Source organism: Capnocytophaga sp. FDAARGOS_737 (genome assembly GCF_009730375.1).
In the GTDB taxonomy this organism is placed as follows: Bacteria; Bacteroidota; Bacteroidia; order Flavobacteriales; family Flavobacteriaceae; genus Capnocytophaga; species Capnocytophaga leadbetteri.
In genome coordinates this window covers 2,302,499-2,317,713 of sequence record NZ_CP046316.1, presented here as the reverse complement: position 1 = coordinate 2,317,713, position 15,215 = coordinate 2,302,499, and the positions used below count along the sequence as shown (strand labels likewise).

At 38.5% G+C, this 15,215-nt stretch carries 28 protein-coding genes; 25 read left to right on the top strand and 3 right to left on the bottom strand.

Features of this window, described 5'->3' with window-relative positions; translation table 11 throughout:
- The first annotated feature begins 12 nt into the window (after positions 1 to 12).
- The 25 genes from rplB (at position 13) to rplQ (ending at position 12,293) form a co-directional block, all read left to right on the top strand.
- Positions 13 to 840, top strand: a complete 828-nt coding sequence (gene rplB / locus FOC45_RS10220; RefSeq protein WP_009391646.1) for a 50S ribosomal protein L2 — start codon at positions 13 to 15, stop codon at positions 838 to 840.
- 11 nt (positions 841 to 851) lie between these two features.
- Entirely contained in the window at positions 852 to 1,130 is a 279-nt protein-coding gene (gene rpsS / locus FOC45_RS10215) for a 30S ribosomal protein S19 (protein WP_009391647.1), read from the top strand.
- A gap of 9 nt (positions 1,131 to 1,139) precedes the next feature.
- Positions 1,140 to 1,550 carry a 50S ribosomal protein L22 gene (gene rplV / locus FOC45_RS10210; protein WP_009391648.1) on the top strand — a complete coding sequence of 137 codons (411 nt, stop codon included), beginning with the start codon at positions 1,140 to 1,142 and terminating at the stop codon, positions 1,548 to 1,550.
- Positions 1,551 to 1,558: 8 nt separating this feature from the next.
- Positions 1,559 to 2,299: a 30S ribosomal protein S3 gene (gene rpsC / locus FOC45_RS10205; RefSeq protein WP_009391649.1), complete on the top strand. Its 741-nt coding sequence runs from the start codon at positions 1,559 to 1,561 to the stop codon at positions 2,297 to 2,299.
- Between the two features lie 20 nt (positions 2,300 to 2,319).
- Positions 2,320 to 2,739 carry a 50S ribosomal protein L16 gene (gene rplP / locus FOC45_RS10200; protein ID WP_009391651.1) on the top strand — a complete coding sequence of 140 codons (420 nt, stop codon included), beginning with the start codon at positions 2,320 to 2,322 and terminating at the stop codon, positions 2,737 to 2,739.
- 10 nt (positions 2,740 to 2,749) lie between these two features.
- Entirely contained in the window at positions 2,750 to 2,941 is a 192-nt protein-coding gene (gene rpmC / locus FOC45_RS10195; protein ID WP_009391652.1) for a 50S ribosomal protein L29, read from the top strand.
- 14 nt (positions 2,942 to 2,955) lie between these two features.
- A complete protein-coding gene (gene rpsQ / locus FOC45_RS10190; protein ID WP_002675041.1) occupies positions 2,956 to 3,213 on the top strand; it encodes a 30S ribosomal protein S17 in 258 nt (85 codons plus the stop codon).
- A gap of 2 nt (positions 3,214 to 3,215) precedes the next feature.
- Positions 3,216 to 3,584 carry a 50S ribosomal protein L14 gene (rplN, locus tag FOC45_RS10185; RefSeq protein ID WP_009391654.1) on the top strand — a complete coding sequence of 123 codons (369 nt, stop codon included), beginning with the start codon at positions 3,216 to 3,218 and terminating at the stop codon, positions 3,582 to 3,584.
- Between the two features lie 18 nt (positions 3,585 to 3,602).
- A complete protein-coding gene (rplX, locus tag FOC45_RS10180; protein ID WP_009391655.1) occupies positions 3,603 to 3,914 on the top strand; it encodes a 50S ribosomal protein L24 in 312 nt (103 codons plus the stop codon).
- Between the two features lies 1 nt (position 3,915).
- Positions 3,916 to 4,467 carry a 50S ribosomal protein L5 gene (gene rplE / locus FOC45_RS10175; RefSeq protein WP_009391656.1) on the top strand — a complete coding sequence of 184 codons (552 nt, stop codon included), beginning with the start codon at positions 3,916 to 3,918 and terminating at the stop codon, positions 4,465 to 4,467.
- A gap of 4 nt (positions 4,468 to 4,471) precedes the next feature.
- Complete coding sequence (gene rpsN / locus FOC45_RS10170; protein ID WP_009391657.1) at positions 4,472 to 4,741, top strand: 30S ribosomal protein S14; 270 nt, start codon at positions 4,472 to 4,474, stop codon at positions 4,739 to 4,741.
- A 19-nt stretch (positions 4,742 to 4,760) separates the two neighbouring features.
- Positions 4,761 to 5,159: a 30S ribosomal protein S8 gene (rpsH, locus tag FOC45_RS10165; RefSeq protein WP_009391658.1), complete on the top strand. Its 399-nt coding sequence runs from the start codon at positions 4,761 to 4,763 to the stop codon at positions 5,157 to 5,159.
- Between the two features lie 26 nt (positions 5,160 to 5,185).
- Positions 5,186 to 5,728 carry a 50S ribosomal protein L6 gene (gene rplF / locus FOC45_RS10160; protein ID WP_009391659.1) on the top strand — a complete coding sequence of 181 codons (543 nt, stop codon included), beginning with the start codon at positions 5,186 to 5,188 and terminating at the stop codon, positions 5,726 to 5,728.
- Positions 5,729 to 5,739: 11 nt separating this feature from the next.
- The gene (gene rplR / locus FOC45_RS10155) at positions 5,740 to 6,096 is read left to right on the top strand and encodes a 50S ribosomal protein L18 (RefSeq protein ID WP_009391660.1); all 357 of its coding nucleotides are present in this window, start codon (positions 5,740 to 5,742) and stop codon (positions 6,094 to 6,096) included.
- Between the two features lie 6 nt (positions 6,097 to 6,102).
- The gene (gene rpsE, locus FOC45_RS10150) at positions 6,103 to 6,627 is read left to right on the top strand and encodes a 30S ribosomal protein S5 (RefSeq protein WP_009391661.1); all 525 of its coding nucleotides are present in this window, start codon (positions 6,103 to 6,105) and stop codon (positions 6,625 to 6,627) included.
- Between the two features lie 11 nt (positions 6,628 to 6,638).
- Positions 6,639 to 6,821 carry a 50S ribosomal protein L30 gene (gene rpmD / locus FOC45_RS10145; protein WP_009391662.1) on the top strand — a complete coding sequence of 61 codons (183 nt, stop codon included), beginning with the start codon at positions 6,639 to 6,641 and terminating at the stop codon, positions 6,819 to 6,821.
- 17 nt (positions 6,822 to 6,838) lie between these two features.
- On the top strand, positions 6,839 to 7,291 hold the full coding sequence (rplO, locus tag FOC45_RS10140) for a 50S ribosomal protein L15 (protein WP_009391663.1): 453 nt from the start codon (positions 6,839 to 6,841) through the stop codon (positions 7,289 to 7,291).
- A gap of 10 nt (positions 7,292 to 7,301) precedes the next feature.
- On the top strand, positions 7,302 to 8,654 hold the full coding sequence (gene secY, locus FOC45_RS10135; RefSeq protein ID WP_009391664.1) for a preprotein translocase subunit SecY: 1,353 nt from the start codon (positions 7,302 to 7,304) through the stop codon (positions 8,652 to 8,654).
- Between the two features lie 8 nt (positions 8,655 to 8,662).
- Positions 8,663 to 8,878 carry a translation initiation factor IF-1 gene (gene infA, locus FOC45_RS10130; protein ID WP_002675066.1) on the top strand — a complete coding sequence of 72 codons (216 nt, stop codon included), beginning with the start codon at positions 8,663 to 8,665 and terminating at the stop codon, positions 8,876 to 8,878.
- A gap of 281 nt (positions 8,879 to 9,159) precedes the next feature.
- Positions 9,160 to 9,276, top strand: a complete 117-nt coding sequence (ykgO, locus tag FOC45_RS10125) for a type B 50S ribosomal protein L36 (protein WP_002676536.1) — start codon at positions 9,160 to 9,162, stop codon at positions 9,274 to 9,276.
- Positions 9,277 to 9,278: 2 nt separating this feature from the next.
- The gene (gene rpsM, locus FOC45_RS10120; RefSeq protein WP_009391666.1) at positions 9,279 to 9,653 is read left to right on the top strand and encodes a 30S ribosomal protein S13; all 375 of its coding nucleotides are present in this window, start codon (positions 9,279 to 9,281) and stop codon (positions 9,651 to 9,653) included.
- 13 nt (positions 9,654 to 9,666) lie between these two features.
- On the top strand, positions 9,667 to 10,071 hold the full coding sequence (gene rpsK / locus FOC45_RS10115; RefSeq protein WP_009391672.1) for a 30S ribosomal protein S11: 405 nt from the start codon (positions 9,667 to 9,669) through the stop codon (positions 10,069 to 10,071).
- Positions 10,072 to 10,165: 94 nt separating this feature from the next.
- Positions 10,166 to 10,771, top strand: coding sequence for a 30S ribosomal protein S4 (gene rpsD / locus FOC45_RS10110; protein WP_009391673.1), 606 nt, complete (start codon positions 10,166 to 10,168; stop codon positions 10,769 to 10,771).
- Between the two features lie 24 nt (positions 10,772 to 10,795).
- Positions 10,796 to 11,788 (top strand): DNA-directed RNA polymerase subunit alpha, encoded by a 993-nt coding sequence (locus FOC45_RS10105; protein ID WP_009391675.1) that lies wholly within the window; start codon positions 10,796 to 10,798, stop codon positions 11,786 to 11,788.
- Positions 11,789 to 11,819: 31 nt separating this feature from the next.
- Complete coding sequence (gene rplQ / locus FOC45_RS10100) at positions 11,820 to 12,293, top strand: 50S ribosomal protein L17 (RefSeq protein WP_155846664.1); 474 nt, start codon at positions 11,820 to 11,822, stop codon at positions 12,291 to 12,293.
- A gap of 178 nt (positions 12,294 to 12,471) precedes the next feature.
- Here rplQ and FOC45_RS10095 read toward each other — a convergent pair whose 3' ends face one another.
- The 3 genes from FOC45_RS10095 to FOC45_RS10085 all read right to left on the bottom strand — a co-directional run bounded on the left by FOC45_RS10095 (position 12,472) and on the right by FOC45_RS10085 (position 15,209).
- Positions 12,472 to 13,863: a NupC/NupG family nucleoside CNT transporter gene (locus tag FOC45_RS10095; protein WP_009391681.1), complete on the bottom strand. Its 1,392-nt coding sequence runs from the start codon at positions 13,861 to 13,863 to the stop codon at positions 12,472 to 12,474.
- 15 nt (positions 13,864 to 13,878) lie between these two features.
- On the bottom strand, positions 13,879 to 14,490 hold the full coding sequence (locus FOC45_RS10090; protein ID WP_009391683.1) for a bifunctional nuclease family protein: 612 nt from the start codon (positions 14,488 to 14,490) through the stop codon (positions 13,879 to 13,881).
- A 278-nt stretch (positions 14,491 to 14,768) separates the two neighbouring features.
- A complete protein-coding gene (locus FOC45_RS10085; RefSeq protein ID WP_009391685.1) occupies positions 14,769 to 15,209 on the bottom strand; it encodes a copper resistance protein NlpE in 441 nt (146 codons plus the stop codon).
- Positions 15,210 to 15,215 lie beyond the last annotated feature (6 nt).

Genomic DNA, 15,215 nt, shown 5'->3' with positions numbered 1-15,215 from the left:
AAATAGACAAAAATGTCAGTTAGAAAATTAAAACCGATCACCCCTGGTCAGCGTTTTAGAGTAGTAAACGAATTTGACACCATTACTACTGATAAGCCGGAAAAGAGCTTGCTCATTCCGTTGAAAAAGACCGGAGGTAGAAACAATCAAGGAAAGATGACCATGCGTTACATTGGTGGTGGTCACAAAAAGAAGTATCGTATTGTGGACTTCAAGAGAAACAAATTTGGTGTAGAAGCTAAAGTAGTTTCGATTGAGTATGACCCAAACAGAACAGCCTTTATCGCTTTGGTGCAATACACCGACGGAGAGAAACGATATATTATCGCTCCTGCTGGATTGAAAGTTGACCAAACAATCGTTTCAGGGCAAGAAAATGTAGCTCCTGAAATTGGTAATGCGATGCCGCTTTCTCAAATTCCACTAGGTACCGTAATTTCTTGTATTGAATTGCGACCCGGACAAGGAGCTAACATAGCTCGTTCAGCGGGAACTTTTGCTCAGTTAATGGCGAAAGATGGAAGGTATGCGACTGTAAAATTACCATCAGGCGAAACCAGAATGATTTTGCTTACTTGTTTAGCAACAATAGGTGCAGTATCGAACTCAGACCATCAGTTGGTATTATCAGGTAAGGCAGGACGCTCACGCTGGTTAGGACGCAGACCAAGAACACGTGCAGTAGTTATGAACCCTGTTGATCACCCAATGGGTGGTGGTGAAGGACGTGCTACTGGTGGACACCCACGCTCACGTAAAGGTATCCCAGCTAAGGGTTATAGAACACGTTCTAAGACCAAGGCATCTAATAAGTATATTGTAGAACGCAGAAAAAAATAAGAATCTAAGAAATGGCACGTTCATTAAAAAAAGGACCCTACGTTCACTATAGCTTGGAGAAAAAAATCCAACAAAATATAGAATCAGGCAAGAAAAATGTAATTAAAACTTGGTCTCGCGCCTCAATGATTACTCCTGATTTTGTTGGCCAGACTATTGCAGTGCACAACGGTCGTCAGTTTGTACCCGTATATATCACAGAGAATATGGTGGGACATAAATTAGGAGAATTTTCGCCAACGCGTTCGTTTAGAGGACACGCAGGTGCAAAAAATAAAGGTAAAAAATAATAAAAGGCTATGGGAGTTAGAAAAAAATTAAGAGCAGACGAAATAAAAGAAGCTAAAAAGAGCTTGGCTTTTGCAAAGTTGAATAACTGCCCTACTTCGCCACGCAAAATGCGCTTAGTAGCAGATTTGGTACGTGGACAACAAGTAGACAAAGCCTTGGCTATTTTGAAATTCAACCAAAAAGAGGCAGCAGCACGTTTGGAAAAATTGCTTTTATCAGCTATACATAACTGGAGAGCTAAAAACGAAAATGCTAACGAGGAAGAAGCAGGACTTTATGTACAAGAAATCCGTGTAGACGGAGGAGCCATATTGAAACGCCTACGCCCAGCGCCTCAAGGTAGAGCACACAGAATTAGAAAACGCTCAAACCACGTAACCGTAGTGGTAGGGGCTAAAAATTTTAACACAGAAAGCTAAGATAAACTATGGGACAAAAAACAAATCCAATCGGGAATCGCTTAGGAATTATCAGAGGATGGGAGTCTAACTGGTATGGAGGCAATGATTACGGAGATAAACTTGCTGAAGATGATAAGATTAGAAAGTATGTTCAGACGCGTTTATCAAAAGCTAGTGTGGCTCACGTGATTATCGAGCGTACTTTTAACCTTGTAACCGTTACTATTACTACTGCAAGACCTGGTATCATCATCGGGAAAGGTGGTCAGGAAGTAGACAAGCTAAAAGAAGAGCTAAAGAAAATCACTGGTAAGGATATTCAGATAAACATATTTGAAATCAAACGCCCAGAGCTTGACGCTGCTCTTGTAGCTGCAAGCATCGCTAACCAAATAGAAGGGCGTGTGTCTTATAAACGCGCTATTAAGATGGCAATGGCCTCAGCAATGAGAATGAGCGCAGAAGGAATCAAGATAATGATTTCAGGTCGTCTTAACGGAGCTGAAATGGCACGTTCAGAAAGTTTCAAAGAAGGACGTATTCCTCTTTCAACTTTTAGAGCAGATATTGATTACGCTATTGACGAAGCTCACACCACCTACGGACGTATGGGTATAAAAGTGTGGATTATGAAAGGCGAAATCTATGGTAAAAGAGAATTATCACCTTTAGTAGGAATGACAAAGAAAACTTCAGGAGGTAATTTTTCGTCAAAATCAAACGACAAGCCTGCGGGAGCCCCTAAAAAAGCGCGTAGGAAAAAGTAATTTAAAAAAGAACAAGAAAGATGTTACAGCCAAAAAGAACGAAATATCGTAAGCAGCAGAAAGGCAGAATGAAAGGAGTTGCCCACAGAGGAGCTCTTCTTTCAAATGGTATGTTCGGTATAAAATCTTTAGACTCAGCTTTTATTACATCGCGCCAGATAGAGTCAGCCCGTGTGGCAGCGACCCGTTATATGAAACGTGAGGGACAGCTTTGGATAAAGATATTCCCAGATAAGCCAATCACTAAGAAGCCTTTGGAAGTACGTATGGGTAAAGGTAAAGGTGCAGTAGAGTACTGGGCAGCAGTAGTAAAACCAGGACGTATAATGTTTGAGGTCGGCGGTGTGCCATTAGACGTAGCAAAAGAAGCGCTACGATTGGCGGCACAAAAGCTACCTGTAAAAACAAAATTCGTGGTAGCAAGAGATTATCAAAATTAATTAAAGAACAATGAAACAGTCTGAAATTAAAGAATTGACAATAACTGAGCTACAGGATAAGCTTGGTGAGTATAAGAAATCGTATGCAGATTTGAAAATGGCACACGCAATTTCGTCATTAGAAAAACCCATTCAATTACGTAACGTAAGAAGAACGATTGCGAGATTGGCGAGTGAGCTAACAAAACGTGAATTACAATAATTCGAACCTGCCTTATGGAAAAAAGAAATTTAAGAAAAGAAAGAATAGGGGTTGTTACAAGCAACAAGATGGATAAATCAATAGTAGTTTCAGAAGTGAAACGCGTAAAACACCCTATGTATGGTAAGTTCGTGTTGCGCACAAAGAAATATGTAGCGCATGACGAGAAAAACGATTGCAATATTGGCGATACAGTGCGCATAATGGAAACACGCCCACTTAGTAAAACCAAATGTTGGAGATTAGTTGAAATCATTGAAAGAGCTAAGTAATTATGGTACAACAGGAATCAAGATTAAAAGTAGCCGACAATACTGGGGCGAAAGAAGTACTAACTATACGTGTGTTAGGTGGTACTAAACGCCGTTACGCATCAGTAGGCGATAAGATTGTAGTTACCGTGAAAGATGCTACCCCTAACGGAAACGTGAAAAAAGGACAAGTATCGACTGCGGTGGTAGTAAGAACTAAAAAAGAAGTACGCCGTGCCGATGGTTCTTATATCCGATTTGACGAGAATGCTTGCGTTCTTCTGAACGCGGCTGGTGAGATGAGAGGTACCCGTGTATTCGGACCTGTAGCAAGAGAGCTTCGTGATAAACAATTTATGAAGATTGTCTCATTAGCACCAGAAGTGCTTTAATTTCTAAAAAGTAATTTGATGAAAGTAAAAATTAAAACAGGAGATACTGTAAAAGTAATTGCAGGTAACCACAAAGGCGATCAGGGTAAGGTGTTACGCATCGACCGTGAGAAAAACAGAGCTATAGTGGAGGGCGTAAATGAGGTGTCTAAACACACTAAACCAAGCGCTAAAAATCCTCAAGGCGGTATCGTAAAAAAAGAAGATTATATCCACATTTCTAACCTTTCACTTATAGATCCTAAGACGAAAGAAACTACACGTGTAGGTTATGAAGTGAGAGATGGTAAAAAAGTGCGAGTTTCTAAAAAATCTAATGTAGTAATATAATATGGCTTACGTACCTAGATTAAAACAAGAATACAGAGAGCGTGTAATAGCGGCTCTAAAAGAAGAATTTGGCTATAAGAACGTGATGCAGGTTCCTAAACTTGAAAAAATAGTCGTGAGCCGTGGCGTAGGTTCAGCAGTAGCTGATAAAAAGCAAATAGATTATGCTATCGATGAGCTTACTAAAATCACAGGACAGAAAGCAATTGCCACTTACTCTAAAAAAGACGTAGCATCATTTAAACTACGTAAAGGTATGGCAATAGGCGCTAAAGTGACTTTGCGTGGCGAAAGAATGTATGAGTTCTTAGACCGTCTTATCACTACTGCCCTTCCACGAGTAAGAGATTTTCAAGGAATTAAAGCTACTGGTTTTGACGGTAGAGGTAATTATAATTTGGGAATTACTGAACAAATTATTTTCCCTGAAATTGATATTGACAAAATCAATAAAATAGCAGGGATGGATATTACCTTTGTTACATCGGCACATACCGATAAAGAAGCTAAATCATTATTAAGCGAATTAGGATTACCTTTTAAAAAGAACTAAGAATATGGCTAAAGAATCAATGAAAGCCCGCGAGGTGAAAAGACAAAAGTTAGTAGCAAAATATGCTGCTAAACGTAAAGCACTAAAAGAAGCTGGTGACTATGACGCCCTTCAGCTTCTTCCTAAGAATGCATCGCCTGTACGTTTGCACAATCGTTGCAAACTAACAGGACGACCTAAAGGATATATGCGCACTTTTGGAATTTCACGTGTCTTATTCCGCGAAATGGCTAATAAAGGATTAATTCCTGGCGTTAAAAAAGCAAGTTGGTAATAATTAAAAGGACAAAATTATGTACACAGATCCTATCGCAGATTATTTAACAAGAATTAGAAATGCTAATAATGCAAGGCATAGAATAGTAGAAATACCTGCTTCAAAACTTAAAAAAGAAATTACTAAAATTCTTTTTGATCAGGGTTTTATTTTGAGCTATAAATTTGAAGAAGGTACTGTACAAGGTACTATCAAAATAGCTTTGAAATACGATAAAGTTACTAAAGAGCCCATTATTAGGCATATAGAAAGAGCCAGCCGCCCAGGACTTAGAAAGTACGCAGGCGCTGATAACCTACCCCGTGTGTTGAACGGCTTAGGCATAGCTATCATCTCTACTTCGCAAGGAGTGATGACTGGCAAAAAAGCGAGAGAGCTAAACATAGGTGGTGAGGTGATTTGTTACGTTTACTAATCAATTTTAAAAAAAGACAATAAACAATGTCAAGAATAGGTAAAGCACCCATCAATATTCCTGCAGGAGTTACCGTTACTATAAAAGATAGCGTAGTGACTGTAAAAGGGAAATTAGGCGAATTAACCCAAGAGGTTAAAGACATTGCTGTAAAGCAAGAGGATGGACATTTAGTGTTTGAACCCACTGATAACACCAAGGAACAAAATGCTAAGCACGGTTTATACCGTGCCTTAGTACACAATATGGTGGTAGGTGTATCAGAGGGTTTCACTAAAGAATTAGAGTTAGTCGGGGTAGGGTATCGTGCTACCAACCAAGGTCAGAAATTAGATTTGGCTTTAGGTTTTTCGCACAATATACTTCTCGAATTGCCTCAAGAAATTAAACTTGAGACAGTGAACGAGAAAGGTAAGAACCCTATCATTAAATTAACTTCTCACGACAAACAACTCTTAGGACAGGTAGCTGCTAAAATACGCAGTTTCCGTAAACCAGAACCTTACAAAGGTAAAGGTGTGAAGTTCGTAGGAGAAGTATTGAGAAGAAAAGCAGGTAAATCAGCTTAATAGTTAGAACTATGGCATTATCAAAAATACAAAGAAGACAACGTATCAAGAGCAGAATCAGGAAAGTAGTCAGAGGAACTGCAGAGCAACCTCGTTTGGCTGTTTTCAGGAGCAATAATGAGATCTATGTACAAATCATAGATGATACCAAAGGGACTACCCTATTAGCGGCATCGTCACGCGATAAAGAATTAAGTGCTGTAAGCGGTACGAAAATTGAAAAAGCTGCTATGGTGGGTAAGGCTATTGCTGAGAAAGCCCTCAAGCAAGGTATTGAAAAAGTATCATTTGATAGAGGGGGCTACCTCTACCACGGACGTGTAAAATCATTAGCAGAAGGTGCTAGAGAAGGCGGACTAAAATTCTAATAAACTATGTATCAGAAATATAAAAATGTAGAATATGTGAAACCAAGCGGTTTGGAACTAAAAGACCGCTTGGTAGGGGTACAACGCGTTACCAAAGTAACGAAGGGTGGCCGCGCTTTTGGATTCTCTGCTATCGTAGTAGTAGGTGATGAAAACGGTGTAGTAGGACACGGATTAGGAAAATCAAAAGAAGTATCGGAAGCTATTGCAAAAGCTGTAGAAGACGCAAAGAAAAACCTTGTACGCATTCCGCTAAACGGCACTACTTTGCCTCACGAACAAAAAGGTAAGTTTGGTGGTGCTCGTGTTTTCTTGCAACCTGCTACAGAAGGTACTGGAGTAATAGCTGGTGGTACAGTACGTGCCGTATTGGAGTCAGTAGGTATCCATAACGTACTATCAAAATCGCAAGGTTCTTCAAACCCTCACAACGTGGTAAAGGCTACTTTTGATGCTTTGTTGCAATTGCGTAGTGCAAAAACAGTTGCAGAACAACGAGGAATTTCTTTAGAAAAATTGTTTAAAGGTTAATATTTGTAGCAATGGCAAAAATCAGAGTAACACAAATTAAGAGTAGCATCAAACGTCCTAAAACCCAAAAACTTACTTTGGAGGCATTAGGGCTAAAACGCATCGGCTTTACAGCTGAGCACGAGGCTACCCCGTCCATTCTTGGAATGATAAATAAAGTAAAACACTTAATTTCTGTAGAAGAAGTTAAATAATATTTTTGTACAAAGTTATGAACTTGAGTAATTTACAACCCGCTGAGGGTTCAGTACACAGAGAAGGGAAGCGCGTAGGTCGCGGACAAGGTTCAGGAAAAGGAGGAACCTCTACCCGTGGTCATAAAGGTGCTAAATCACGCTCAGGCTTTTCACATAAGATTGGTTTTGAGGGTGGACAAATGCCTTTGCAAAGACGCGTACCAAAATTCGGTTTCAAGAACTTTAACCGCAAAGAATACGTAGGTATCAATCTTTCAAAACTACAAGAATTAGTAGATGCTGGAAGAATTGCGGATAAGGTAGATGTAGAAACCTTAGTTCAGCTACACATCGTAAAGAGAAACGACTTAGTGAAAATCTTAGGTGGTGGTGAGCTAAAAGCCAAACTAAAAATATCTGTTCATAAGTTTACAGCTGGCGCCAAAGCAGCCATTGAAGCCGTAGGCGGGGAAGCCGTAACCTTGTAAAATCTAATTTATGAAGAAGTTTATCGAGAATCTGACCAACATTTGGAAAATAGAGGAGTTAAAAAATAGAATTATTTTAACCCTCGGAATCCTGTTAGTTTATCGTTTTGGGGCTCATATAGTACTCCCAGGAATTGACTCAGCTCAGTTACACGAGCTAGCAAACAGAACCTCAGGGGGTGGGCTACTTGACATCTTGAATGCCTTTACAGGTGGGGCGTTTTCTAATGCTTCGGTATTTGCACTTGGGATTATGCCTTACATCTCGGCTTCTATCGTAGTGCAATTGATGGGTATTGCTATTCCTTACCTTCAAAAGCTACAGAAAGAGGGCGAGAGTGGGCGAAGAAAGATAAACCAAATCACTCGATGGCTTACGATTGCAATATGTATTGTGCAAGCACCTGTTTATTTATACGGTATCAACCGCTTAGGGGTGCCAGATTCGGCATTCTTGCTTGGCAAAGGTCTCAACTTTATCATACCAGCGGTAACTATATTAGTAACAGGTACTATTTTTGCAATGTGGTTAGGTGAGAAAATCACTGACAAAGGAATTGGCAATGGTATATCACTACTCATTATGGTAGGTATCATAGCACGTTTGCCACAAGCATTTGCTTCAGAAGTTGCTTCGCGATTGACAGCTTCAAACGGAGGACTAATGCTTATCCTAATAGAAGTAATTCTTTGGTTTGTAATTATATTGCTTTGTATATTTCTTATCAAAGCAGTACGACAAATACCAGTGCAATACGCACGAAGAACTGCTGATGGAGGTAGTGCTGCTGTAGAGAAGAATATCTTTGGAGCACGCCAATATATACCTTTGAAACTGAATGCGGCAGGGGTTATGCCTATTATCTTTGCGCAAGCATTGATGTTTATCCCTGCAACAGTAGCCGGACTATCGCAGTCGGAATTTGCAAAAAGTGTTCAAGCAGCCTTTTCTGATATATTCGGATTTTGGTATAACCTGCTATTTGCAGCTATGATTATACTTTTTACGTATTTTTATACTGCGATAACAGTACCTACTAATAAGATGGCTGATGATCTGAAGAGAAGTGGAGGCTTTATACCAGGGATACGCCCAGGAAAAGAAACAGGAGATTATCTCGACAAAATAATGTCGCTTATCACCTTGCCTGGTTCAATTTGTATCGCTTTGGTGGCTATTTTCCCTTCACTGCTTAAGATTATTGGTATGCAAGATAAATGGGCGTTATTCTACGGAGGTACCTCATTGCTTATCTTGGTAGGGGTTGCGATTGATACAATGCAACAAGTAAACTCATATCTGCTAAATCGCCATTATGACGGTTTGATGAAAACAGGTAAAAACAGAAAAGTAGTATCTTAATTAATTATATGGCTAAACAAGCAGCAATAGAACAAGACGGAACCATTGTAGAAGCCCTTTCGAATGCGATGTTCAGAGTAGAACTAGATAATGGGCACGTAGTGATAGCACACATCTCAGGAAAAATGCGTATGCACTACATCAAACTACTACCGGGAGATAAAGTGAAGCTGGAGATGAGTCCGTACGACTTAAGTAAAGCACGTATCACTTACCGTTACTAAGGTATTAATTAAGAGAATTCTTCAATGATTTTGATGATTAATTTCTCACAGATTTTAAGTAAAAGCTAAAATCTGTGAGGAATTATAATCATAAAATAGAATTTTTATTTGCGACCTTTTTTAAGGGTGAATTATCTGATAATCAGAATATTAATTAGGATAAAACACCTTTAGGGAAGAATGTGCCTAACTAATTGATTGTATTTTTTATAGTGAAAAATATCGCTATTACAAAAAAAAATCGTAGTTTTGCACACTCATATTGATATAAACAAAACGAAATGAAAGTTAGAGCATCAATTAAAAAAAGAAGTTCTGAGTGCATTATAGTACGCAGAAAAGGACGATTGTACGTAATTAATAAAAAAAATCCTAAATTTAAACAACGACAAGGATAATTATGGCACGAATTGCAGGTATTGACTTACCAAAAAACAAGAGAGGGGTTATTGGTTTAACCTACATTTTTGGTATCGGAAAGAGTAGAGCTAAAGAAATTTTAGGCAGAGCTCAAGTAAACGAAGACACTAAAGTAAGCGAGTGGAATGATGACGAAATCAGTCGTATTCGCGAGGTAGTTGCGTCTTATAAAATTGAGGGAGAGTTGCGCTCGGAAGTACAACTAAACATCAAACGTTTGATGGATATTGGTTGCTACCGTGGTATTCGCCACCGTAATGGTTTGCCACTACGTGGACAGAAAACAAAGAATAACTCTCGCACAAGGAAAGGTAAAAGGAAAACTGTGGCTAATAAGAAAAAAGCAACTAAATAATAAGTAGTTAAGTATGGCAAAACAAAATGCAAAACAAAATGCAAAGGTCTCTAAGAAGAGAAAAGTAATCGTAGAGACAGTAGGCGAGGCACACGTTTCAGCTACTTTTAACAATGTGATTGTTTCTCTTACAAATAAGAAAGGAGACGTTATCGCTTGGTCATCAGCTGGTAAAATGGGCTTTAGAGGCTCAAAGAAGAACACGCCTTATGCAGCCCAAGTAGCAGCAGAAGATGCTGCAAAAGTAGCTTTCGATGCGGGTCTTAAGAAAGTAAAAGTATACGTGAAAGGACCTGGTAATGGTAGAGAATCTGCTATCAGAACTATTCACAATGCAGGTATAGAAGTAACAGAAATTATAGATGTTACTCCGCTTCCACACAACGGATGCCGCCCACCAAAGAAACGTAGAGTATAATTTCGTTTTTAACACTAATAACAAACAAAGAAAGGTTATTAATTATCGAAGGAATGCCTTAATTCATAATCACCTTTCAGTTAAATAATAAAAAATGGCAAGATATACAGGACCAAAGACAAAAATAGCTCGTAAATTTGGCGAAGCTATCTTTAAAGAAGATAAATCTTTTGAAAGGAAAAATTATCCTCCTGGACAGCACGGTGTAGCACGCCGCAGAGCAAAACGCTCAGAATATGCTATCCAGCTTCAAGAAAAGCAAAAAGCAAAATATACTTATGGAATCCTTGAAAAACAATTCCATAACTTATATGAAAAAGCGAAGAGGAGTAGACACGTAACAGGTGAAGTGCTTTTGCAACTATGCGAATCACGCCTTGATAACGTAGTATATCGTATGGGTATCGCTCCTACTCGTAGCGCGGCACGCCAGTTGGTATCGCACAGACATATAACCCTAAACGGAGAGATTGTAAATATTCCGTCATATTTACTTAAACCAGGGGATGTAGTAGGCGTACGCGAAAAATCAAAATCTTTAACAGTAATTGAGAATTCATTGGCTGCATCAAGTAAAGTATACGAATGGCTTACTTGGAACCCAGAAAAATTAGAAGGTACTTTTGTAGCCGTACCACAAAGAATTCAGATTCCTGAAAATATTAAAGAACAGTTAATCGTAGAGTTGTACTCTAAATAATAAATAAAAGACAGCAGTCAAATTATGGCATTATTTAACTTTCAAAAACCAGATAAAGTTATAATGATTGAATCATCGGATTTCGAGGGGCGATTTGAGTTTCGCCCTTTGGAACCCGGATATGGTTTAACTATTGGTAACGCATTACGCAGGGTGATGCTTTCTTCATTAGAAGGTTTCGCTATTACTTCTGTGAAATTTGATAAAGTAGAACACGAATTTTCTACTATATCAGGTGTCAGGGAAGATGTTACTGAAATCATTCTGAACTTGAAACAAGTGCGTTTCAAACGTCAAGTGGAAGATGTAGAAGAAGAAACCGCTACTATTAGCGTTTCTGGTAAAAAACAATTGACTGCCGGTGATTTTCAAAAGACCCTTTCAGGTTTCCAAATTCTGAATCCAGACCTTGTGATTTGCAATATGGAAACGACTGCTTCTTTCTCAATGACAATTACTATAGAAAAAGGTCGTGGTTATGTGTCAGCAGAGGAGAATGCGAAACCTAACGCAGCTATAGGAGTTATCGCTACAGATTCGATATTTACTCCTGTAAAGAACGTTAAATACTCTATTGAAAATTATCGTGTTGAACAAAAAACAGACTACGAGAAATTAGTCTTTGAAATAAAAACAGATGGTTCAATCCATCCAAAATTCGCTCTTACTGAAGCAGCTAAGACTCTGATACATCACTTTATGTTGTTCTCTGATGAGAGAATAACCTTAGAAGCTGATGAGGTAGCTCAAACAGATGCATACGATGAAGAGTCGCTACATATGAGACAGCTATTGAAAACGAAGCTAATAGATATGGATTTATCTGTTAGAGCACTTAACTGCTTAAAGGCAGCTGAAGTAGAAACTCTTGGAGACTTGGTTTCGTTTAACAAAGCAGACCTTATGAAGTTTAGAAACTTCGGTAAAAAATCTTTGATAGAATTAGATGAATTAGTAGCTAACAAAGGTTTAGTATTTGGTATGGATATATCAAAATACAAATTAGATAAAGATTAACTCGCTCTTGAATTATTTTAATTAAGGAAAAATGAGACACGGAAATAAAATTAATCATTTAGGAAGAAAAACCGCTCATAGAACATCAATGCTTGCTAATATGGCTTGCTCATTGATTGAGCATAAACGCATCAACACTACGTTGGCTAAAGCAAAAGCTCTTAAGATATTTGTAGAGCCTCTTGTGACAAAATCAAAAAATGATACTACTCACAACCGCCGTGTAGCTTTTAGTAAGCTACATAACAAATACGCTGTAACAGAGCTTTTTAAAGAAGTAGCTACTAAAGTAGGCAATCGCCCAGGTGGGTATACCCGTATTATCAAATTGGGTAACCGTTTAGGAGATAATGCTGAAATGGCATTGATTGAGTTTGTAGATTATAACACTACTTATAACACAGCAAAAGTAGCTAAGAAGAAAACTACTCGTCGTGGTAGAAAGAAAGCTACCGCTGAAGAAGTTGCTCAGCCTGCACAGGCTACAGAAGCTGCTGCTGAATAACATAAAGTTGCAAATAAAAGAAAAAGGCTACCTTTTATCAAGGCAGCCTTTTTTATTACTATTTGTTTTGCTTTCTCAAGATTATGGACAAGGTTGTAACAGGATGGAACAACTATTTGTACAATATTAATTCTTGCAATATCTTTGCATCATAAAATTACGAAGAATCTCATTTAGATTATCCTATAATGGTACCTGCAATAGTAGCTGATAATAATGATGCTAAGGTGCCGCCTAAAACTGCTTTTAAGCCAAATTCTGAAAGGGTTTTGCGTTGGTTAGGAGCAAGGGCTCCAATGCCTCCTATTTGGATGCCTATAGAGGCAAAATTAGCAAATCCACAGAGCATATAGGTAGCAATCATCACTGATTTATTGTATAACAAATGAGGCTCACTAGTGAGGTCTTTTAGAACCCCTAACTGTGTATAAGCTACGAACTCAGAAGACGCAAGTTTAATACCTAGTAGTTGTCCCATTAGCATTACGTCTTCTTTACCAATGCCTATTAACCACATTACGGGAGAGAAGATAGTGCCGAGTATCATTTCGAGAGATAATCCACTTTGATAAGGAGTGTTGGCTGCAATTACATCATTAAGAGTAGTTAAATCGCCAATCCAGTTGAAAATGCAGTTTATCATCGCAATAAGTGCTACGAATACAAGTAGCATAGCTCCTACATTGGCAGCTAATTTTAGTCCGTCAGTGGTGCCATTAGCTATAGCATCGAGTATGTTAGAACCTACATTCTCCATTGATACATGAGAGTCATTAGAGAACTGCTCTGTTTGTGGGCATAATATTTTAGAAATAACAATAGCACCAGGAGCAGCCATTACTGAAGCAGCTAATAGATGTCGAGCAAAAAGCAATCGCATTTGTGGGTCATCACCTCCTAGATATTGTATATATGAAGCCATTACACCACCTGCTACAGTAGCCATTCCACCAATCATCACAAGGAGGATTTCAGAGCGAGTCATTTTGGGTAGGTAGGCTTTAATCATCAGAGGGGCTTCCGTTTGTCCTAAAAATATATTGCCAGTTACAGATAGACTTTCTGCTCCAGAGATGTTTAGTAGCTTAGAAAGTGCCCACGCCATTGCTTTTACAACTATTTGTATCACTCCTAAGTAGAAAAGTAGAGAGGTAAGGGCGGAGAAAAAGATGATAGTAGGCAACACTTGAAAGACAAATATGTAGCCGAAAGATTGAGTATCGAGTAGATTGCCTAATAAGAATTGGCTACCAGCACGGGTGAAGTCGAGGATTAACACGAATATACTCCCCACAGCATCAAAACCTTTCTGTATAAAATTGACTTTTAAGATACCTACAGCGATACATAACTGTAATAATAAACCAATGCCCACAGTGCGCCAATTCACAGCACGGCGGTTATTGCTAAAGAGATAAGCTATGAGGAGAATGGCTACCATTCCTAATGCGCCACGCCATAAGCCTTCTATTGTGAATCCTTGGCTTTCAATAAAATGGGCGGGTTGAGCGTTACTTATCGCTGGAGAGAGGAAGAAGAGACTTCCTAAAGTAATTGTTAGTTCTTTCATCTATAATATAATTGTTTAAAAAGTACTGTTTCGTTTAGAAATTTCGTCACGGATGTGAGCGGCAATCTCATAATCTTCGTTCTCAATACAATCATTAAGCATCTTTTTAAGCTCTGTTAGTGAGTATTTAGAATAACGATTTCTGGTGCCATCGTTTTCCTCTTCTATATCATCTAAAGAGGGGCTCACAGGGTTTTGATTTTCCTCATTGAGGAGGGGAATGTAGATGCCGGCTTTTTGCACAATATCTCTATAGGTATAGATAGGGGCATTAAATCGGAGTGCGAGAGCAATAGCATCGCTGGTGCGTGCATCAATAGTGCGCTCTTCACCATTCTGAATACATAGCATATTAGAATAGAAAATTCCTTCCTCTAACTTGTAAATTACGACTCTTTTCACTTTGATATGAAAAGCATCGGCGAATATTTTGAAGAGGTCGTGAGTAAGAGGTCGAGGGGGAATAATATTCTTTTCAAGCTCTAACGCAATTGACTGGGCTTCAAAGGCACCTATTACAATAGGAAGTTTTAAATCAGACTCTAATTCGTGCATTATCAGTACAAAGGCATCGTTTTGAGATTGATTGTATGAAATTCTTTTAATAAAAAGCCGTACTAAATCCATTGGTATATTGCCAGCCTAAAGTTGGAATTGGGCTGTAAAGATACTACAAAAAAAGATAACTGCCAAAGATTTTGAATGTTATTTTCATAAAAAAGTACGAAGAGGTTGTTAAAAAAGTTAATTCTAAAAGTTTGGAGATAGTATATTCTTAGGCAAGAAGTGAGATTTTTATAATTTGTATGTGTTAGAAAATGAGGAAGTTATGATAATAAAAGTAAGAATACAAAAAAGCTGCTCCCTCAAAGAAAGAGCAGCCTTGTGCTAACGAAGCTCTATTGCTATTGCATTTGCTTAGTAAGGGTGTATTGAGCTGCCATTTCAGGCTCTTTGCCGTCTTCACCCACTAATATAATGCTACTGTCAGACTTCAGAAGAAAATAAGATTTTTCACCACTTTCAGAAGTAAGGGTAAGGATATTTTCATTCTTAGTTACTTTACCTTCTTCTTTAGCACGAAAGTCCTTAGAGGCACACTCTTCTTGTTTCACGTAAGTGTCATCAGCGTAGAGATGAATAACAGTAGCCATTCCACCACAATCGGCAGCAGGGAGAGTTCCTACATAAGTAGCCACTACTTCGGGAACTTGTTTTTCATCAGCAGAAGTGGTCATTATAGTACTTTCAGTGGTGTTGGTCATCGTATTGTTTTGAGACCCATTGTTTTGGCAAGCAGCAAATAATAAAGCGATTGCTCCTAATGTTAAAATGTTTTTATTCATAAATAT